This window comes from Micromonospora sp. WMMC273, from assembly GCF_027460285.1.
Taxonomy (GTDB): domain Bacteria; phylum Actinomycetota; class Actinomycetes; order Mycobacteriales; family Micromonosporaceae; genus Micromonospora; species Micromonospora aurantiaca.
Genome location: NZ_JAPZBE010000001.1, coordinates 4,228,768 through 4,247,247, shown reverse-complemented (window position 1 = coordinate 4,247,247; position 18,480 = coordinate 4,228,768). Strand labels below are relative to the sequence as shown.

Annotated in this window: 21 protein-coding genes; 17 read left to right on the top strand and 4 right to left on the bottom strand. The window is 74.5% G+C overall.

Annotated elements, in window-relative coordinates:
- From O7611_RS19500 to O7611_RS19490, 3 genes are all read left to right on the top strand, one after another.
- Positions 1–849 (top strand): hypothetical protein, encoded by an 849-nt coding sequence (locus O7611_RS19500; protein ID WP_194801227.1) that lies wholly within the window; start codon positions 1–3, stop codon positions 847–849.
- A 140-nt stretch (positions 850–989) separates the two neighbouring features.
- Positions 990–2,519, top strand: coding sequence for an ATPase (locus O7611_RS19495; RefSeq protein ID WP_194801228.1), 1,530 nt, complete (start codon positions 990–992; stop codon positions 2,517–2,519).
- A 48-nt stretch (positions 2,520–2,567) separates the two neighbouring features.
- Complete coding sequence (locus O7611_RS19490; protein WP_194801229.1) at positions 2,568–3,407, top strand: DUF2567 domain-containing protein; 840 nt, start codon at positions 2,568–2,570, stop codon at positions 3,405–3,407.
- Here the strand turns inward: O7611_RS19490 and O7611_RS19485 are convergent.
- Positions 3,373–4,077 carry an LON peptidase substrate-binding domain-containing protein gene (locus tag O7611_RS19485; protein WP_194801230.1) on the bottom strand — a complete coding sequence of 235 codons (705 nt, stop codon included), beginning with the start codon at positions 4,075–4,077 and terminating at the stop codon, positions 3,373–3,375. The genes O7611_RS19490 and O7611_RS19485 overlap by 35 nt on opposite strands.
- Positions 4,078–4,185: 108 nt before the next feature.
- Between O7611_RS19485 and hisD the strand changes: the two genes are divergently transcribed.
- The 12 genes from hisD to hisF all read left to right on the top strand — a co-directional run bounded on the left by hisD (position 4,186) and on the right by hisF (position 12,412).
- Positions 4,186–5,511, top strand: a complete 1,326-nt coding sequence (hisD, locus tag O7611_RS19480; protein ID WP_194801231.1) for a histidinol dehydrogenase — start codon at positions 4,186–4,188, stop codon at positions 5,509–5,511.
- Positions 5,508–6,581: a histidinol-phosphate transaminase gene (locus tag O7611_RS19475; protein ID WP_194801232.1), complete on the top strand. Its 1,074-nt coding sequence runs from the start codon at positions 5,508–5,510 to the stop codon at positions 6,579–6,581. The genes hisD and O7611_RS19475 overlap by 4 nt, the downstream gene beginning before the upstream one ends.
- Positions 6,578–7,189, top strand: a complete 612-nt coding sequence (gene hisB, locus O7611_RS19470; protein ID WP_013287582.1) for an imidazoleglycerol-phosphate dehydratase HisB — start codon at positions 6,578–6,580, stop codon at positions 7,187–7,189. The genes O7611_RS19475 and hisB overlap by 4 nt, the downstream gene beginning before the upstream one ends.
- Before the next feature lie 117 nt (positions 7,190–7,306).
- Positions 7,307–7,474 (top strand): hypothetical protein, encoded by a 168-nt coding sequence (locus O7611_RS19465; protein WP_167796924.1) that lies wholly within the window; start codon positions 7,307–7,309, stop codon positions 7,472–7,474.
- Positions 7,474–8,094: an imidazole glycerol phosphate synthase subunit HisH gene (hisH, locus tag O7611_RS19460; protein ID WP_194801233.1), complete on the top strand. Its 621-nt coding sequence runs from the start codon at positions 7,474–7,476 to the stop codon at positions 8,092–8,094. The genes O7611_RS19465 and hisH overlap by 1 nt, the downstream gene beginning before the upstream one ends.
- A 31-nt stretch (positions 8,095–8,125) precedes the next feature.
- The gene (locus O7611_RS19455) at positions 8,126–8,446 is read left to right on the top strand and encodes a hypothetical protein (RefSeq protein ID WP_194801234.1); all 321 of its coding nucleotides are present in this window, start codon (positions 8,126–8,128) and stop codon (positions 8,444–8,446) included.
- A gap of 19 nt (positions 8,447–8,465) precedes the next feature.
- A complete protein-coding gene (gene priA, locus O7611_RS19450) occupies positions 8,466–9,194 on the top strand; it encodes a bifunctional 1-(5-phosphoribosyl)-5-((5-phosphoribosylamino)methylideneamino)imidazole-4-carboxamide isomerase/phosphoribosylanthranilate isomerase PriA (protein ID WP_018785235.1) in 729 nt (242 codons plus the stop codon).
- Complete coding sequence (locus O7611_RS19445) at positions 9,191–9,607, top strand: RidA family protein (RefSeq protein WP_194801235.1); 417 nt, start codon at positions 9,191–9,193, stop codon at positions 9,605–9,607. The genes priA and O7611_RS19445 overlap by 4 nt, the downstream gene beginning before the upstream one ends.
- An 82-nt stretch (positions 9,608–9,689) precedes the next feature.
- Positions 9,690–10,133: a MarR family winged helix-turn-helix transcriptional regulator gene (locus O7611_RS19440; RefSeq protein ID WP_194801236.1), complete on the top strand. Its 444-nt coding sequence runs from the start codon at positions 9,690–9,692 to the stop codon at positions 10,131–10,133.
- Position 10,134: 1 nt separating this feature from the next.
- A complete protein-coding gene (locus tag O7611_RS19435) occupies positions 10,135–10,560 on the top strand; it encodes an organic hydroperoxide resistance protein (RefSeq protein ID WP_091045350.1) in 426 nt (141 codons plus the stop codon).
- Positions 10,557–11,558, top strand: a complete 1,002-nt coding sequence (locus tag O7611_RS19430; RefSeq protein WP_269697352.1) for an NADP-dependent oxidoreductase — start codon at positions 10,557–10,559, stop codon at positions 11,556–11,558. Before O7611_RS19435 ends, O7611_RS19430 begins: the two co-directional genes overlap by 4 nt.
- Positions 11,559–11,644: 86 nt before the next feature.
- Positions 11,645–12,412, top strand: a complete 768-nt coding sequence (gene hisF, locus O7611_RS19425; RefSeq protein WP_194801238.1) for an imidazole glycerol phosphate synthase subunit HisF — start codon at positions 11,645–11,647, stop codon at positions 12,410–12,412.
- 8 nt (positions 12,413–12,420) lie between these two features.
- On the opposite strand, the gene O7611_RS19420 is transcribed toward hisF, so the two are convergent.
- Both O7611_RS19420 and yczE read right to left on the bottom strand, forming a co-directional pair.
- The gene (locus O7611_RS19420) at positions 12,421–12,882 is read right to left on the bottom strand and encodes a hypothetical protein (RefSeq protein WP_128137455.1); all 462 of its coding nucleotides are present in this window, start codon (positions 12,880–12,882) and stop codon (positions 12,421–12,423) included.
- Positions 12,883–12,998: 116 nt separating this feature from the next.
- The gene (gene yczE / locus O7611_RS19415; RefSeq protein WP_194801239.1) at positions 12,999–13,634 is read right to left on the bottom strand and encodes a membrane protein YczE; all 636 of its coding nucleotides are present in this window, start codon (positions 13,632–13,634) and stop codon (positions 12,999–13,001) included.
- Positions 13,635–13,693: 59 nt separating this feature from the next.
- On the opposite strand from yczE, the gene yczR reads away from it, so the two are divergent.
- Both yczR and O7611_RS19405 read left to right on the top strand, forming a co-directional pair.
- Complete coding sequence (gene yczR, locus O7611_RS19410) at positions 13,694–15,145, top strand: MocR-like transcription factor YczR (protein ID WP_135241258.1); 1,452 nt, start codon at positions 13,694–13,696, stop codon at positions 15,143–15,145.
- A gap of 111 nt (positions 15,146–15,256) precedes the next feature.
- Positions 15,257–16,528, top strand: coding sequence for a low temperature requirement protein A (locus O7611_RS19405; protein WP_194801240.1), 1,272 nt, complete (start codon positions 15,257–15,259; stop codon positions 16,526–16,528).
- Positions 16,529–16,591: 63 nt separating this feature from the next.
- On the opposite strand, the gene O7611_RS19400 is transcribed toward O7611_RS19405, so the two are convergent.
- Positions 16,592–18,418: an AMP-dependent synthetase/ligase gene (locus O7611_RS19400; protein WP_269697351.1), complete on the bottom strand. Its 1,827-nt coding sequence runs from the start codon at positions 18,416–18,418 to the stop codon at positions 16,592–16,594.
- Positions 18,419–18,480 lie beyond the last annotated feature (62 nt).

Genomic DNA, 18,480 nt, shown 5'->3' with positions numbered 1-18,480 from the left:
GTGAGCGACGATCCCGCGCCGCCGCGCCGGTCCCGGTCCGCCGCGCTGACCTGGGTCGCGCTGGCCTGCGCGCTCGTGGTGCTGATGGTCGCGGTGGCGCAGCGGCGGGACCGGCCGGTGAGCGACCGCACCGTGGGCGAGGTGACCCGGGTCGGCGTGACCGACGGCGCGAGCATCCCGGCGTACCTGCGCGCCGCCGGGGACGAACTGGCCGGCCTCGACGCTCCCGACGGCTACGCGCTCGTCTCGTTCGACGGCTACCTGACCCCGGCGCGGGCGGCCGCCGCGCTGGACGGCACGCGGGTCTCGGCGGTGGTGGCGCGGGTGCCGCTGCCCGGCCGGCAGACCGAGATCGTCCGGATCGCGGCGCTGCGCCTGCCGCAGGACGTGGTGGCCGGGATGGCCGGCGTCGCGACGCGCAAGGACCGGGAGGCCGTTGACTACCGCTCGCGCGCCGCCGCGACCACCGCGGATCCGGAACTGCGCCGGGTGTACGACAGCGGCGCGGAGGTCGCCGCCCGCGAGGCCGAGGCGTACCGGACCGGCTGCGCCTGCGTCTACGCCGCGGTCGTGAGCGCCGCGCCGGACGCCCTGCGCGCGCTCGCCGGGCGTCCGGGCGTCCGGGTGGTGGACCCGGCGCCGGAGGTGCGCCGCCTGGACCGGACCGTGTTCACCCCGCCGCTGCCCGAGCAGCGCGACGTGGTCCGGCCGCCGTCCGACACCGGACCGGCCGAGGCAGGCGGAATGGGCGATTCGTCGGAAGCCGCACGGACGGTGAGCGGACCTTCACCCACCGCCCCCGCGCCCGCCGCCGGCTCCGGGACGCCCAATCCCGCTCCCACCTCCTGAGACATCGGGGTACGCGGCGACCCGGCCGATCCCACGGTGCGGCGGACCACCGGGCGATGTGCGGCGCGGGGAGTGGTCCGAATAGGGTTTCGTTCGTAGCCTGTCAGGCGGAGATCGATGGGCTGGGGGAGGGCGAATCCTTGGACGGCAGCGAGACCGGCTGGGGTCGGCAGGGCGAGCCGGCACCGCGGTGGCGGGCGCTGCTCGACCGGGCCCGGCTCGGCGGTCGCGGCGCGGAGCACGCCGACGCCGACCGGCACGTCGAGGAGCAACCGGCGCCGCCGCCCGACCCGCTGCCCCGTCGTGGCGCGGGCGCCGGGTGGACCGGGCGCGCCACCGCCGTCGGCCGCGCCCCCGACGGGTCGTACGGCGCCGAGCCCGGCTACCGGGCCGAGGCCACGTTCCGGGTCGACCCGGCCTTCCGCGCCGATCCCCGGCACGACGGCGAGCCCGCGTACCGGGCCGAACCGGCCTACCGCAGCGATCCGGAGCCGTCCTGGCGCGCCGGGCAGCCCTACCCGCCCGACCCGTCCTGGCGCGCCGACCCGTCGTTCGCGCCCGAGCAGCCCCTCACCGCCGAGCCGCGCCCGGAGCCGTCCTGGCGGCCCGACCCGGCCCGTCCGGAGCCGCGCGGCCGGGCCGAGGCGCCGGCCGAGTCCCGGTACTCCCTTCTGGACGGCGGCTATCGGCCCGCGCCGCCCCCGCCCGAGTCCCGCTACGCGCTGCTCGACCGGGGCCGCTACCGGCCGGACACGCCGCCCGCCCCGGAGCCGGTGGTGCCCGCGCCCCGCCGCCCGCTGGACGGCCGCTCCGGCCGGGTCGACGCGGCCCAGGTGCAGTGGCGCGCCCCGGAGCCGGACCCGGAACTGGAACGGGCGACCAGCGTGCTGCGGCGCGAGCTGGGCACCCCGCGGGTGCTCGCCTTCGCCAACCCCAAGGGCGGGGTGCACAAGACCACGGCGACGGTGCTCGCCGCCGCGACGGTGGGCAGCGTGCGCGGACGCGGCGTGCTCGCCTGGGACGACAACGAGCTGCGCGGCACGCTCGGTCTGCGGGCCGGCAGCGCCCGGCACGCCCGTACCATCCGGCACCTGATCCACGACCTGGCGCAGATCGAGATCCTCGAGGGCAACACGCTGCTGTCGCACCTCGACGACTACCTGCGGCACGCCTCCGACGGCTCGTACGACGTACTGGCCGGCGAGGAGAGCCCGCGCTTCGCGCAGCGGCTCGACCAGTTCACCGTCAAGCGGGTGCTGGAGCTGCTGCGCCGCACCCACGAGGTGGTCTGCGTGGACACCGGCAACAACGTGGAGAGCCCGAACTGGCGCACCGTCATGCAGGCCGCCGACCAGCTCGTGGTGACCACCGTGCCGCGCGAGGACGCGGCGTTCAGCGCGGACTGGATGCTCGACCTGCTGCACGAGGTGGGCATGGGCGAGCTGGCCGACAACGCGGTCACGCTGATCTCCTGCCCGACGCCGGGGCGTACCTCGTTGCAGGACGACCTGGAACGGCACTTCGCCACCCGGACCCGGGCGGTCGCCGTGGTGCCCTACGACCCGGCGCTGGAGACCGGCTCCTCGATCGAGTACCACCAGCTCCAGGCCGAGACCCGCAACGCCTGGCTCAAGGCGGCAGCGGTGATGCTGGAACCGTTCGCGCGCTGAGCGGCGACCACCGCCCCGCGCCGTGCCCGGGCCTGAGAGGATCAACGGGTGAGTCCGGACACCCCTGAGCCCGAGCGGGCGCGCGAGCGCACCGACGGCACCGACGCGCGTACCGGCGAGGCCCCGCGGCCCGGCGGCGACGTGTGGCCCGAGCACGCTCAGCCGCCCGGCTGGCCCGGCGGCCTGCCGGTACCCACCGGCACGCCGGTCACCGCGCCCGGCGCCGACCCGCTCGCCGGATACCCGGGCGTGGTGGCGGAACTGCCCGGCGCCGGCGTCGACCGGTCCCGCCGCCCGCTGCTCACCGCGCTCGGCGTGATCGCGCTGCTCACCGCGCTCGGCGCGCCACTGGGCCTGCTGTGGGCGTGGGCGGCGCCCGCCACCCCGGTCCGGCAGACCCCCGCCGGCACGGTCTACGCGACCACGCAGCCGGAGCAGCCGATCGCCGCGGACGGCTGGTTCAGCCTCCTGACGCTCGGCTTCGGCGTGCTCGCCGCGATCGCCCTGTGGGTGCTGCTGCGGCGTCGGCGCGGCCCGGCCGGCCTGCTCGCGGTGACGCTCGGCGGTCTCGGCGCGGCGGTGGTGGCCTGGCAGGTCGGCCGCCGGATCGGGCTGTCGACGTTCCAGCGGCTGGTGGACACCGCGCCGCCGGGCACCGCCTTCACCAAGCCCGTCGACCTGCGCGCCGGCGGCGTCGACTGGTACGGCCCGCTGCCGGTGCCGCACGGGAACCTGCTGCTCGCCGCGTTCGGCGCCGCCGTCACGTACACGCTGCTGGCGGGCTGGTCGCGGTGGCCGTCACTGCGGCCGGAGCCGGAGCCCGACGCGGCCTGGCCGCCGCCCCCGCCCGGGTTCAGTTCGGCGCCGGGGGACCAGCCAGCTCGCTGAGCGGCACCGGCACCGCGCGCACCTGCCGCAGCAACGCCGTCTCCCGGTTGAGCAGGCGCAGCTCGGCGCGTAGCCGCCCGGCCGTGTCGTCGGCGGCGAGCAGCCGCTGCCGGTCGGCGACGGTCAGCGCGGCGGTCGCGGCGACCAGGTGCGACAGGACCGTCGGATCCTCCGGCAGCTGCTCGGTGATCTCCTGCTGGTCCGGCCGGATCAGGCCGAGATATTGCCGGAACACCGAGATCACCCGGGCCGCCAGCAGGTCGGAGACCTCGTCCGGGCCGTCCGGCTCCGGCAGCCACTCCACCTCGGCGGTCAGGTACGGCGTGGCGGAGGCGTCCACCTCGGCGACCCGGAACCGCCGCCGCCCGACCGTGACGATGTCGAAGCCGCCGTCGGCCAGCTCGGTGACCTGCCGCAGCTCGGCGGTGCAGCCGACCTCGTGCAGCGTGACGTCGCCGCCGGCCGGCCCGGAACGACCCGGCGGCCCGGCCGGCGCGACCTCCCAGCCGGCCTGGATCGCCACCACGCCGAACTCGCGCGGCACGCCCTCGGGCAGCCCCACGAGGTGGCGCACCAGCGCCTTGTAGCGCTCCTCGAAGATGTGCAGCGGAAGGACCAGCCCGGGGAAGAGGACGGTCCCGAGCGGGAACACCGGCAGCCGTGCGCTCACGTGATCGAGCGTATCGCCAACCCGCCCGCCCGCGCGTGTCCCGGCTCACCGTCCCGGCGTGCGGGCGGGCCCGGCCGGCGACACCGGCGGCGGCCTAGACTCGCAGGCGTGCTGAATCGGATCGACCTGCGCGGCGGGAACCGTGACCCGCGCCGCCTGCTGCCCCGTGCCCAGCTCGACGTCTCCGTGGCGGTCGAGCGGATCCGCCCGCTCGTGGAGGCGGTCCGGGACCATGGGTACCCGGCGATCCGGGAGGCGAGCGAACGGTTCGACGGCGTCTCGCCGGAGCGGCTGCGGGTGCCGGTCGAGACGATCCGCGCCGCCGAGGACGAGCTGGACCCGCAGGTCCGCGCCGCGCTGCTGGAGTCGATCACCCGGGCCCGCAAGGTCCACGCCGACCAGCGGCGTACCGACCACACCACGACCGTGGTGCCGGGTGGCACGGTGACCGAGCGGTGGGTGCCGGTCGACCGGGTCGGTCTGTACGTCCCCGGCGGCCTGGCCATGTACCCGTCGACGGTGGTGATGAACGTGGTCCCGGCCCAGGCGGCCGGGGTGCGCTCCCTGGTGGTGGTGAGCCCGCCGCAGAAGGACAACGACGGCCTGCCGGACCGCCGGGTCCTGGCGGCCTGCGCGCTGCTCGGCGTGGACGAGGTGTACGCGGTCGGCGGCGCCCAGGCGGTCGCCATGCTCGCGTACGGCGCGGGCGTCGACCCGGCCGGCGACGAGCGCTGCGAGCCGGTCGACATGATCACCGGCCCGGGCAACATCTGGGTCACCGCCGCGAAGCGGCTGCTGCGCGGCGTGGTCGGCATCGATGCCGAGGCCGGCCCGACCGAGATCGCGATCCTGGCCGACGACACCGCCGACCCGGCGCACGTGGCCGCCGACCTGATCAGCCAGGCCGAGCACGACCCCCTCGCGGCGAGCGTGCTGGTCACCCCGTCCACCGCGCTGGCCGACGCGGTCGACGCGGAGCTGGCCCGGCAGGCGCCGGCGGCCAAGCACGCCGAGCGGATCGGCACCGCGCTGCGCGGCGAGCAGAGCGGCGTGGTCCTGGTCGACGACCTGGAGGCGGGTCTGCGGGTGGTCGACGCGTACGCGGCCGAGCACCTGGAGATCCAGACCGAGAACGCCCGGGAGTGGGCGCTGCGGGTGCGCAACGCCGGTGCGGTGTTCGTGGGCGCCTGGTCGCCGGTGTCGCTCGGCGACTACTGCGCGGGCTCCAACCACGTGCTGCCCACCGGCGGCTGCGCGCGGCACTCCTCCGGGCTGTCCGTGCAGTCGTTCCTGCGCGGCGTGCACCTGGTCGAATACACGCAGGACGCGCTGCGCGAGGTGGCGCCGCACGTGGTCACGCTGGCGACCGTGGAGGACCTGCCCGCACACGGCCAGGCGGTCAGCGTCCGGTTCGGCGAGGGCGGCGCGTCGTGACCACGCTCGACGACCTGCCGATCCGCGACGACCTGCGCGGGCGGACGCCGTACGGGGCGCCGCAGCTCGACGTGCCGGTGCGGCTGAACACCAACGAGAACTCCTACCCGGTGCCCGAGCCGGTGGTGGAGGCGATCGGCAAGGCGGTCGCCGCCGAGCTGCGCGACCTCAACCGCTACCCGGACCGGGACGCGGTGGCGCTGCGCGCCGACCTCGCCGCGTACCTGGGACACGGGCTCACCGCCGACCACGTGTGGGCGGCGAACGGCTCCAACGAGATCCAGCAGCAGCTGCTCCAGGCGTTCGCCGGTCCCGGGCGTACCGCGCTCGGCTTCACCCCGGCGTACTCGATGCACCCGCTGCTGGCGCTCGGCACCGGCACCCGGTGGGTGCCCGCCCGGCGCGGCGCGGACTTCGGTCTCACCGCCGGCGAGGCGGTGGCCCAGGTCCGCGAGCACCGGCCGGACGTGGTGTTCCTCTGCTCGCCGAACAACCCGACCGGCACCGCGCTCGACCCGGCGGTGGTCGCCGCCGTGCTGGACGAGGCGCCCGGCATGGTGATCGTCGACGAGGCGTACGCCGAGTTCGCCCGGCCCGGCACGGTGAGTGCGCTCGCCGTGCTGCCCGGCCACCCGCGGCTGGTGGTGACCCGCACCATGAGCAAGGCGTTCGGGTTCGCCGGCGGCCGGCTCGGCTACCTGGCCGCCGACCCGGCGGTGGTGGACGCGGTGCAGTTGGTCCGGCTGCCGTACCACCTGTCCGCGCTCACCCAGGCCGCCGCCCGCGCGGCGCTGGCGCACCGCGACGCCCTGCTCGGCACCGTGACCGCGATCATGGAGCAGCGGGACCGGATCGTCGCCGAGCTGCGCGCCCGGGGCCACCGCGTGGCTGACAGCGACGCCAACTTCGTGCTGTTCGCCGTCGAGGGGGACCAGGCGGTGGCCTGGCGTACCCTGCTCGATGCCGGCGTGCTGGTGCGCGACGTCGGCCTGCCCGGCTGGCTGCGCGTCACCGCCGGAACCCCGACCGAGACCGACGCCTTCCTCACCGCGATGGAGACAGTTTCATGAGCCGGATCGCCCGGATCGAGCGGGTCACAAACGAGACGAAGGTGCTCGTCGAGATCGACCTCGACGGCACCGGCAAGGCCGACATCGAGACCGGCGTCGGCTTCTACGACCACATGCTCAACCAGATCGCCCGGCACGGCGGCTTCGACCTGACCGTGCACACCGTCGGCGACCTGGAGATCGACGCGCACCACACGATGGAGGACACCGCGCTCGCGCTGGGCGCCGCGTTCGACCGGGCGCTGGGCGACAAGGCCGGCATCCGGCGGTACGGCTCGGCCACCGTCCCGATGGACGAGGTGCTGGTCCGCGCCGCCGTCGACCTGTCCGGCCGCCCGTACGTGGTACACGACGAGCCGGCGCTGGCCCCGTACATCGGGCCGGTCTACCCGACGAGCATGACCCGGCACATCTGGGAGTCGTTCGGTCAGTCGGCCCGGATCACGCTGCACGTGGACGTGCTGCGCGCGGCCCGGCCCGGCGGCCACCCGGACGCCCACCACGTGGTCGAGGCGCAGTTCAAGGCCGTCTCCCGCGCGCTGCGCGAGGCCACCGCGATCGACCCGCGTAACGCGGGCGTGGTGCCGTCCACGAAGGGCGCTCTCTGATGAGCGCGAGGAACGCAGCGAAGCGGAGTCCCGCAGTCGCGAATGAAAGGCGGCTCTGATGAGCGCGAGGAACGCAGCGCAGCGGAGTCCCGCAGTCGCGAATGAAAGGCGGCTCTGATGAAGGTGCTGCCCACTCTTCTGTTGATCGTGGCCGGCCTGTTGGTCGGCGGGACGTGGTCGCTGCTCAAGCAGGGCGCGCCCCGCGCGGCCGTGGTGATCACCGGCCTGCTGGCCCTGCTGGCGACCGCCGCCGGCGTGCTCTGGCTGCTGCCGGGGGAGAGCTGATGGCACGGGTGGTGGTGCTCGACTACGGCTCGGGCAACCTGCGGTCGGCCGAGCGCGCGGTGGCGCGGGCCGGTGCCGACGTGACAGTCACCGACGACCTGGACGCCGCCGCGTCCGCCGACGGCCTGGTGGTGCCGGGCGTCGGCGCGTTCGCCGCGTGCATGGCCGGGATCGAGGCGCTGGGCGCCGGGCCGGTCATCGCCGACCGGGTCGCCGCCGGGCGGCCGGTGCTGGGCATCTGCGTCGGCATGCAGATCCTCTTCGGGCACGGCGAGGAGCACGGGGTGGTCACCAAGGGGCTCGGGCTGCTGCCGGGCGGCGTGACCCGGCTGCCCGCGCGGCGGTTGCCGCACATGGGCTGGAACACCGTGCGCCCGCCGGCCGGCTCGGCGTTGTTCGCCGGGCTGCCCGAGGGCACGCGGTTCTACTTCGTCCACTCCTACGGGGTGACCGACCCGGCGGCGCTGGCGGAGGCGGGTGCCACGGTGACCACCGCACACCACGGTGCGGACTTCGTCGCGGCGGTGGAGCGGGGGCCGCTCTCGGCCGCGCAGTTCCACCCGGAGAAGTCGGCCGACGCCGGGGCCGCGTTGCTGCGTAACTGGCTCGGCACGCTGTGACCGGCCCGCTGCCGGGCACGCGGGCGTCCGCGTGAGCAAGGAGCGGGCCCGCCGTCGCGCGGCGCGCGAGGCCGAGCAGGAGCGGGCGCGCGCCGTCCGCGCCCGCCGGGTGGCACGCCGGGAGCGGCGTCGTTCCCTGGTACGCCGGTTGACGCCGTCGCTGCGGCGTGGCCGTACCGGGCGGCTGCGCCGGCACACCCGCCGCGAGCGGGCGACGATCCTGGTGCTCACCGCCGTGGCGGTGGTGGCCATCTGGACTCTGGTGGACGACCTCGCACTGCGGCTGGTGCTGGTCGCGTTGTTGTTGCTGGTCCTGCCCGCGATCGTGGTGATCGCGCTGGACCGTCGTTGAGGATCCGAGGAGAGAAGCGTTGAGCCTCACCCTGTTGCCCGCCGTGGACGTCGCCGACGGCCAGGCCGTCCGGCTCGTGCAGGGCGCCGCCGGTAGCGAGACCGCGTACGGCGACCCGCTGGACGCGGCTCTGGCCTGGCAGTCCGACGGCGCGGAGTGGATCCACCTGGTCGACCTGGACGCCGCGTTCGGGCGGGGCTCCAACGCCGCGCTGCTCGCCGAGGTGGTCGGCAAGCTGGACGTGAAGGTGGAGTTGTCCGGCGGTATCCGCGACGACGAGTCGCTGCGGGCGGCGCTGGGCACCGGAGCGGCCCGGGTCAACATCGGCACCGCCGCGCTGGAGGACCCGCAGTGGTGCGACCGGATCTGCGGCGAGTACGGCGACCGGGTGGCGATCGGGCTGGACGTGCGCGGCCGTACCCTGTCGGCGCGCGGCTGGACCCGCGACGGCGGTGACCTGTACGAGGTGCTGGCCCGGCTCGACGCCGCGGGCGCGGCGCGGTACGTGGTCACCGACATCACCAAGGACGGCACGATGCGCGGGCCGAACCTGGATCTGCTGCGCGAGGTGTGCGCCCGCACCGACGCCCCGGTGATCGCCTCCGGTGGTGTGTCCACGCTTGACGACCTGCGGGCGCTCGCCACGCTGGAGCCGGTGGGGGTGGAGGGCGTGATCGCCGGCAAGGCGCTCTACGCGGGCGCGTTCACAGTCGCCGAGGCGCTGGCGACGCTGCGGGCCGGCGCGTGACGGCCGAGCCGTCCCCCGACGCCGGGGTGGTGACCCGGCTCGGCTCGGGCGGCCCGTGGGAGGCGCTCTACGGCTACTCGCGGGTGGTCCGGGCGGGCTCGCTGGCGATCACGGCCGGCTGCACCTCCACTGTGGACGGCCGAGTGGCGCACGCCGGTGACGCGGCGGCGCAGACCGCGCAGGCGATCCGGATCGGCCTGGACGCGCTGGCCGAGGTCGGCGCCGGGCCGGGGGACGTGGTGCGGACCCGGATGTACGTGACGGACCGGATCTTCGCCGACGAGGTGGGCCGGGCGCACAACGCGGTCTTCGGCCCGGTGCGCCCGGTCGCCACGATGGTGGTGGTGGCCGGGCTGATCGACCCGGATCTCCTGGTCGAGGTCGAGCTGGAGGCGTACCTCCCGGAGCGCTGACCGGTGCCCGGGTGACCGGCGCCGCACCGTTCCACGGCCCGATAAGTTGTGCACAACTTAATTGCGCGCTACCGTTCTGGGCGTGACCGATGATCTGGTACTTCGCCGGCAGGTGTGCTTCGCCCTCTACGCGGCGTCGCGCGCCCTGACCGACGTCTACCGGCCCATCCTCGACGAGCACGGCCTGACCTACCCGCAGTACCTGGTGCTGCTGGTGCTCTGGGAGCACGACGACGCCCCCACGGTCTCCGAGCTCGGCGCCGCGCTCCGGCTCGACTCCGGCACGCTCTCCCCGCTGCTCAAGCGGCTGGAGGCGGCCGGCCTGGTGGTGCGTACCCGATCGGCGGCGGATGAGCGCCGGGTCGAGGTGGGCCTCACCGACCGGGGCCGGGCGCTGCGGGAGCGGATGGGTGACGTGCCGCGCCGGGTGGCCACCGCCACCGGGCTCTCCGAGGAGGAGCTGGTCTTCCTCCACGGCATCCTCACCCGGGTCACCGAGACGATCCACCGACAGAAGGAGCAGTGACATGCAGGTGCTCTACACCGCCTCCGCCCGCGCCACCGGCGACGGCCGCGACGGTCACGTCCGGACCTCCGACGGCACGGTCGAGCTGGACCTCGCCGTACCGAAGGAGATGGGTGGCGCCGGTGGCGCGGCCAACCCGGAGCAGCTCTTCGCGGCCGGCTACGCGGCCTGCTTCCACTCCGCGCTGCGCGTGGTGGCCCGCCAGGCCAAGGCGGACGTCTCCGGCTCCGTCGTCGAGGCCGAGGTGGGCATCGGCCCGAACGGCAGCGGCGGTTACGGCCTGGCTGTGACGCTCGTGGTGGACCTGCCCGCGGTCGAGCGCGCGGCCGCCGAGCAGCTCGTCGACGCGGCCCACCAGGTCTGCCCCTACTCGAACGCGACCCGTGGCAACGTCGAGGTGACCCGCACGGTCCGCGAGGCCCGATGAGCGGGACGAACCGGGAGATCCATCTGGCGTCCCGGCCGCAGGGCTGGCCGACGCCGGAGAACTTCCGGCTGGTCACCACCGAGGTGCCGACCCCGGGCCCGGGACAGGTGGTGGTCCGCAACCGGTTCATGTCCGTCGACCCGTACATGCGCGGGCGGATGAACGACGTCAAGTCGTACGTGCCGCCGTTCGCGCTCGACGCCCCGCTGGACGGCGGCGCGATCGGTGAGGTCGTGGCCGGCGAGGCCGGTGGCGTCCAGCCCGGCGACACCGTGCTGCACGGGCTCGGCTGGCGCGAGTACGCGCTGGTGGACGCCAAGGGCGTACGCAAGGTCGATCCCGGCCTGGCGCCGGTCACCGCGTACCTGGGCGTGCTCGGCATGACCGGGCTGACCGCGTACGCCGGGTTGCTGGACGTGGCGGCGATGAAGCCGGGGGAGACGGTGTTCGTCTCCGGCGCGGCCGGTGCGGTCGGCAGCATGGTCGGCCAGATCGCGAAGCTGCGCGGCGCCGGCCGGGTGATCGGCAGCGCCGGCTCCGCGGCGAAGGTGGAACGGCTCACCGCGCTGGGCTTCGACGCCGCCTTCGACTACCACGACGGCCCGGTGTCCAAGCAGCTGCGGGCCGCCGCCCCGGACGGCGTCGACGTGTACTTCGACAACGTCGGCGGCGACCACTTGGAGGCCGCGATCGGGGCGATGAACCTGCACGGCCGGGCCGCCATCTGCGGCATGATCGCGCAGTACAACGCCACCGAGCCGCCCGCCGCGCCGCGCAACCTGGCGCTGGTGATCGGCAAGCGGCTGACGCTGCGCGGCTTCCTCGTCGGTGACCACGGTCACCTGCGGGAGCAGTTCGTGCAGGAGGTCGCGGGCTGGCTGCGCGAGGGCCGGCTGTCGTACGACGAGACGATCGTCGACGGCATCGAGCAGGCCCCGGAGGCCTTCCTCGGCCTGCTGCGCGGCGAGAACCTCGGCAAGATGCTGGTCCGTCTCTGACCGGCGCGAGCGCGCACCACAGCGGGCGGTGGTGACCGGCCTCACCGGCGGGTCACCACCGCCCGCGCGTTCGTTAGGCTCGGGGCATGACGGTGGCGGTACGGGTCATCCCGTGTCTGGACGTGGACGCCGGGCGCGTGGTCAAGGGGGTCAACTTCCTCGACCTGCGCGACGCCGGCGACCCGGTGGAGCTGGCGGCGGCGTACGACCGGGCCGGCGCGGACGAGCTGACCTTCCTCGACGTCACCGCCTCGTCCAGCGACCGGGGCACCATGCTCGACGTGGTGCGGCGCACCGCCGAGTCGGTCTTCATCCCGCTCACCGTCGGCGGCGGCGTCCGCCGGGTCGCCGACGTCGACACGCTGCTGCGCGCCGGGGCGGACAAGGTCGGCGTGAACACCGCCGCCATCGCCCGGCCGGAGCTGATCGCCGAGATCGCCGACCGGTTCGGCCGGCAGGTCCTGGTGCTCTCGCTCGACGTGCGCCGCGCGCCGGACGGCACGACCCCGAGCGGCTTCGAGGTGACCACGCACGGCGGCCGCCGGGGCACCGGGCTGGACGCGGTCGAGTGGGCGGCGCGCGGCGCCGAACTGGGCGCGGGCGAGATCCTGCTCAACTCGATGGACGCCGACGGCACCAAGGCCGGGTTCGACCTGCCGCTGATCCAGGCGGTCCGCGAGGTGGTCGACGTGCCGGTGATCGCCAGCGGCGGCGCGGGCGCTGTGGCCCACTTCCCGCCGGCCGTCGGCGCCGGGGCGGACGCGGTGCTCGCGGCGAGCGTCTTCCACTTCGGCGAACTGACGGTCGGCGAGGTCAAGGACGCGCTGCGCGGCGCCGGGCACCCGGTGCGCTGAGCCGGCGCTCACTGCCGGCCGGAGTGCCCCTCGGGGGAGCGGCGCGGCATCGGGATCGACCGGACCACGTACTCCTGCACGGCGGCGGCGTGGTCGTCCTCTGCGAGCTGCCACTCGGACTCGGCGGGCGGGTGCCGCCGGGTCAGCACGCCCTGCACCGTGTCCACTGTGGTGCCGAGCCCGGCGCTGGGCCGGGTGCGCCAGAGCCGCTCACCGTCCGGGGTGACCCGGAACCAGCCGTCGGCGACGCTGACCAGGCCCGCCCCGACCAGCCGCCGGACCGCGCCCTCCACCTCGTGCCGTTCCGGGATGGCCTGGTTGAGGTGGTCGGCGGTGGAGAGGACGTCGGCCAGCCGTACGCCTTCGGGGCGACGTGTGGCGGCGGCCCGCCGGTGCCGGCCGGCGCCACTGGCGATGACAAGCGCGACGAAGATCCAGGCGTCGCTCCAACGCCATCCGTTCTCCCCCATGCAGGAATGATGCCCGGCCGCGACGGCAGAGGAAACACCTGGTTTCCCTGTTGTGCGTCGTCGCAGCTCAGCGCGTTGCGGATCGAACCGGTCCGTGGCGGTCGGCCCGACTGCGCTCACGTAGCGTAGGCACCGGCCGCCGGCCTTGCGGGCAGCGCGAAGACCGGGATGAAGAACTGGGCCAGCGGGCCGATGGTCAGCGCGTACGCCACGGTGCCGAGGCCGACGGTGCCGCCGAGCAGCCAGCCGAGCGCCAGCACGGTGACCTCGATGACGGTGCGGACCAGCCGGACCGAGAACCGGGGGTGGCGGGCGACGAAGCCGGTCATCAGCCCGTCGCGTGGGCCGGGGCCGAGCCCGGCGCCCAGGTAGAGGCCGGTGGCGGCCCCGTTGGCGACGATCCCGGCGACGAGCAGCGCGACCCGGACCGGCATGTCCTCCCCGGGCGGCAGCACGGCCAGGGTGGCGTCGACGACCAGTCCGATCACCACGACGTTGCTGACCGTGCCGAGGCCGGGCCGCTGCCGCAGCGGGATCCAGAGCAGCAGTACGAGGGCGCCGACGGCGATGGTGACGGTCCCGAAGGACAGGCCGGTCTGCCGGGCCAGCCCCTGGTGGAACACGTCCCACGGGTCCAGCCCCAGCTCCGAGCGGATCATCAGCGCCATGCTCACGCCGTAGAGGACCAGCCCGGCGTAGAGCTGGGTGAGCCGTCGCGCCGGCCGGTGCCGGAGATTGCCAAGCTGTGCCATGCATGCCACCCTAGGGGCCAATCGTGGACCTCAAGCGTGCCAATTTCGGGGGTGTGGCTATGACCAGTCAGGTGCGCGGTGTCCAATTGGCGCGGCTCCTCGGCCAGTGGCACGCCCTGCCGGGCCGCCGGCGCAGCCCCGACTACGCCGCGCTCGCCGGCGCCGTCCGCGGCTTGCTCGCCGACGGGCGGCTCCCACTCGGGGTACGCCTGCCGGCCGAGCGGGAACTGGCCGAAGCGCTGCGGATCAGCCGGACCACAGTCACCGCCGCGTACCGGGAACTGCGGGAGAGCGGCCACCTGGCCAGCCGCCGGGGAGCGGGAAGCTGGACCATGCTGCCCGGCGGGCACCGGGTGGCCAGCACCGGGCTGTGGACGCCGCTGGACGACCGCGACATGATCGACCTCGGCGTGGCCGCGCTGTCCGCGCCCCCGCAGCTCGTCCCGGCCGCCCGGGCCGCGGCCGAGGACCTGCCCCGCTACCTCGGCGGCGCCGGCTACCACCCGACCGGCATCATCGAGCTACGCGAGGCGGTGGCCCGCGCGTACACCGACCGGGGACTGCCCACCAGCCCGGAGCAGATCATGGTCACCAGCGGCACCCAGCACGCGCTGGACCTGGTGCTGCGGCTGGCCCTGTCGCCCGGCGGCGGCGTGCTCGTCGAGTCGCCCACCTACCCCAACGCGCTGGCCGCGCTGTCCGCCCGCCGGGCCCGGATCGCCACCCACGGCCTGTCCGACGAGGGCTGGGACGCCGAACTGCTGCTCGGCAGCCTCCGGCAGACCCGGCCGAAGCTCGCGTACGTGATCCCCGAGTTCCAGAACCCGACCGGCCACCTGATGGCCGCCGACCTGCGCGAGCGGCTGGTCGGCACGGCCCACGCGGCCGGCACCGACCTGGTGGTCGACGAGTCCTTCGTCGACCTGCCGCTGGACGACACCACGCTGCCGCCGCCGGTGGCCGTCTTCGACAGGCACTCCCGGGTGATCAGCATCGGCGGCATGAGCAAGCCCTACTGGGGCGGGCTGCGGATCGGCTGGGTCCGCGCCTCCGCGCCCCAGGTCCAGCGGCTGGCCGCGGCCCGGGTCGGGGTGGACATGGCCAGCCCGGTGCTCGACCAGCTCGTCGCCGTGCACCTGCTCACCGAGGCGCCGGCCATCGTGGCCGCCCGCCGGGCCCAGCTCGTCGCCCAGCGGGACGCCCTGGTCGCGGCGCTCGCCGACCGGCTGCCCGACTGGCGGGTACGGGTGCCGAGCGGCGGCGTCACGCTCTGGGCCGAGCTGGACGGGCCGATCTCCAGCGCGCTGGCCCGGGCGGCCGAGGAGGTCGGCGTACGGCTGGCGCCCGGACCCCGGTTCGGCCTGGACGGGACGCTGGAGCGTTTCCTGCGGCTGCCCTTCACGCTGCCCGCCGACGAGCTGGTGGAGGCGGTGGGCCGACTCGCGGCGGTCCGCTACGACCTGGACCGGACCAGCCGGCCGCAGTGGCGGGAGCCGAGCGTCATCGCCTGAGCGGGCGGTGCCCGTTCCGGTGGTGAATGGGCCGAACGGCGGCTGCGGGACGGCCCGTGCCCGCAGACTGCCCGGGTGGGGAACGGGAGGGGAGTCCGGCGGTCGTGGAGCGTGCGGTCCGCCGCCCCGGGATCCCGCACCACCCGGCTGGAGCTCTTCTACGATCTGGTCTTCGTCTTCGCGTTCCTGAACGTCACCACGCTCACCGCCTCGGAGCTCACGCCGGCCAACCTCTACCGCTTCCTGCTGGTGCTGGCGCTGCTCTGGTGGTCGTGGACCGGCTTCGCCCGGATGGGCAACTTCTTCCGCGCCGACCAGGGCGTGCTGCCGCTGGTCGGCTTCGTCACCGTGGCGGCGACGTTCCTGCTGGTGCTCAGCGAGCCCAGCGCGTTCGAGGACCTCCCCGGCGGGTTGCCCGGCCCGCTGGTCTTCGCCGGCTGCTACTTCGTGATCCGGATGGCCCAGCTCACCGTCTTCGGCTGGGTGGACCGGGCCGACCCGGTCCGGCACCGCCGGCTGCTGCTGCGCGCCGCGTTCCCGGCCGCCGCCACGGTGCTGCTGGTGATCGCCGGAACCGTGCCGACGCGGCTGCCGCAGGAGCGGTTCGCGATCCCGTTGCAACTGGCGCTCTGGACGCTGGCGCTGCTCGTCGAGTACATCGGCGGCGTGACGCTCGCCCGCCAGTGGTGGGTGGTGGTCTCCGCCGGGCACTGGGCCGAACGGCACGCGCTGATCGTGCTGGTCGCGCTCGGTGAGTCGATCATCGCGCTCGGCTTCGGTCCGAAGCACGGGCTGCCGCTGACCGGGCCGGTGGCGGTGTCGGCGCTGCTCGGCATCGTGGTCGTCGCGGCGCTGTGGTGGGCCTACTTCGACACGCTCGCCTTCGCGATGGAGCAGGCGCTGCACCACGCCCGGGACGAGGCCACCCGGGTCCGGATGACGCGCGACGTGTACACGTTCATGCACCTGCCGATGGTGGCCGGAATCATCCTCTACGCGCTCGGCCTCAAGGACCTGCTGGCCGAGGCCGCCGACCCGAACACGCCTTCCTGGGGACTGCCGCTGGGCGACTTCTGGGGCGCGATCCTGTTCGGCGGGGTGGCGTTGCACCTGCTCAGCCTCGCCGGGTGCTGGTGGCTCGCGCTGCGCGAGGTGCACCGGCCGCTGCTGCTCACTGTGGTGGCGCTGGCGGTCGTCGGCCCGTTCGTCTTCCGTGTCCCGGAGCTGATCGCGCTCGGCGTGCTCGCGGTGATCACCGGCGCCGGTGTCGCCTGGGAGACGCGCTCCGAGGACGGCCACCGGCGCCGGGTACGCCAGCTCGCGCTGGAGGAGCAGATCGCCGCCGAGGCCGAGCAGAGCCACTGGCGGCAGCAGCATCTGTGAACGGCACGCGGCCGTGCCCCGGGACGGTGGGGCACGGCCGGCGCGACCGTACGGCGGTGCGGGTCACAGCTCGGCGAGCGTGCCCTCGTACATCTTGTCGATCTCGGAGGCGAAGTTCGTCTCCACGCTGCGGCGCTTGATCTTCAGCGACGGCGTGACCTCGCCGTCCTCGATGGTCAGGTCACGGGGGAGGATGGCCACCTTCTTGATCGTCTCCCAGCGGTTGAGCTTGGCGTTCAGCTCGGCCACGTACCCCTCGACCATCTCCCGCGCCTGCGGCGAGGTGACGATCGTGGTGTAGTCGCTGCCCTCCAACGGGGTGCCGGCGGCCCAGCCCTTGATCGCGTCCGGGTCCAGCGTGACGAGCATGGTGCAGTAGTTGCGCGCCTGCCCGATCACCACCGCCTGCGAGGTGTACGGGCACACCGCCTTGAACATGCCCTCGATGTGCGACGGCGCCACGTACTTGCCGCCGGACGTCTTGACCAGGTCCTTCTTCCGGTCGGTGATGCGCAGGTAGCCGTCGGCGTCGAGCGTGCCGATGTCACCGGTGCGGAAGAAGCCGTCCTCGGTGAACGCCGCGGCGGTCTCCTCGGGCAGGTTGTGGTAGCCGCGCATGACCGGCTTGCCGCGCAGCAGGACCTCACCGTCGGTGTCGATCCGGCACTCCAGGTCGCCCATGGCCCGGCCCACGCTGCCGATCTTCAGCCCGTCGGGCGGGTTCACGAACGCGCCGGCGCTGGTCTCGGTCAGGCCGTAGCCCTCGGAGATGGGCAGGTTGGCGGCGGCGAAGAAGGTGGCGATCTCCTTGCTCAGCGGCGCCGCGCCGGAGACCAGCACCCGCATCCGGCCGCCGAGCCGGGCCTGGAGCTTGCTGAACACGAGCTTCTCGGCCAGCGCGTACTTCATCCGCAGCCCGGCCGGGACCGGCTTGCCGGCCTGCTCCAGCGCGACCTTCTCCTTGCCGACCCCGACGCCCCAGGCGAAGATCTTGGCCTTGGCCCCGCCCGCGCCCTGCGCGGTGGTGACCGCCTTGTTGTAGACCTTCTCGAAGACCCGGGGTGCGCCGCACATGAGCGTCGGCTGCACCACGCCGAGCAGGTCGACGAGCTTGTCCACCCGGCCGTCGACGTACGTGGGCAGGCCGACGTGGGTGGCGCCGCAGAGCAGCGTCTTGCCGAACGAGTGCGACAGCGGCAGCCACAGGTACTGCAGGTCGTCGACGCGCAGCAGGCCCAGCTCAGCCTGCGCCACGCCCTCCCAGCACCAGCCGCCGTGCAGCAGCTCCACGCCCTTCGGGCGGCCGGTGGTCCCCGAGGTGTAGATCAGCGTGGCCAGGTGGTCCGGGCCGATGCCGGCGACGAGCATGTCGATCAGGTCCGGCTCGGCGCTCAGCGCGGCGGCGCCGCGTTCCTCCAGCTCGGCCAGGGTGAGCTGCGGGACGGCCGCCGCCGGGTCGGGCGTGCCGTCGAAGAGCACGACGTGGGTCAGCGCGGGCAGGTCCGCCCCGGCGATCTTCGCCGCCTGGGCCGGGTTCTCCGCGAACAGCACCTTCGAGCCGGAGTCGGCGATGATGTAGACCGCGTCCTCGGGCTCGGTGGTGGGGTAGACGGTGGTGGTGGCACCACCGGCGCACATGATGCCGAAGTCGGCGAGCACCCAGTCCAGGCGCGTGTTGGCCAGGATCGCCACCGGGTTCTCCAGGCCGACACCGAGCCCGTGCAGCCCGGCGGCGATCGCCTTGGCGCGCTGCCCGACCTGCTCCCACGTCAGCCAGACCGGGCCCGAGTCGTCGGGTGCGGGGTGGGCGAAGGCGTGCCGGTCGGGGGAGTCCGCCACGCGCTTGAGGAACATGTCGGGTACGGAACGGTACGGTACATCGAGAGCCATCGCTGTAGCCGCCTTCAGGGGTGGAGGGACGTGACGGGGGTCACGCCGGTCTGCGGTTACCG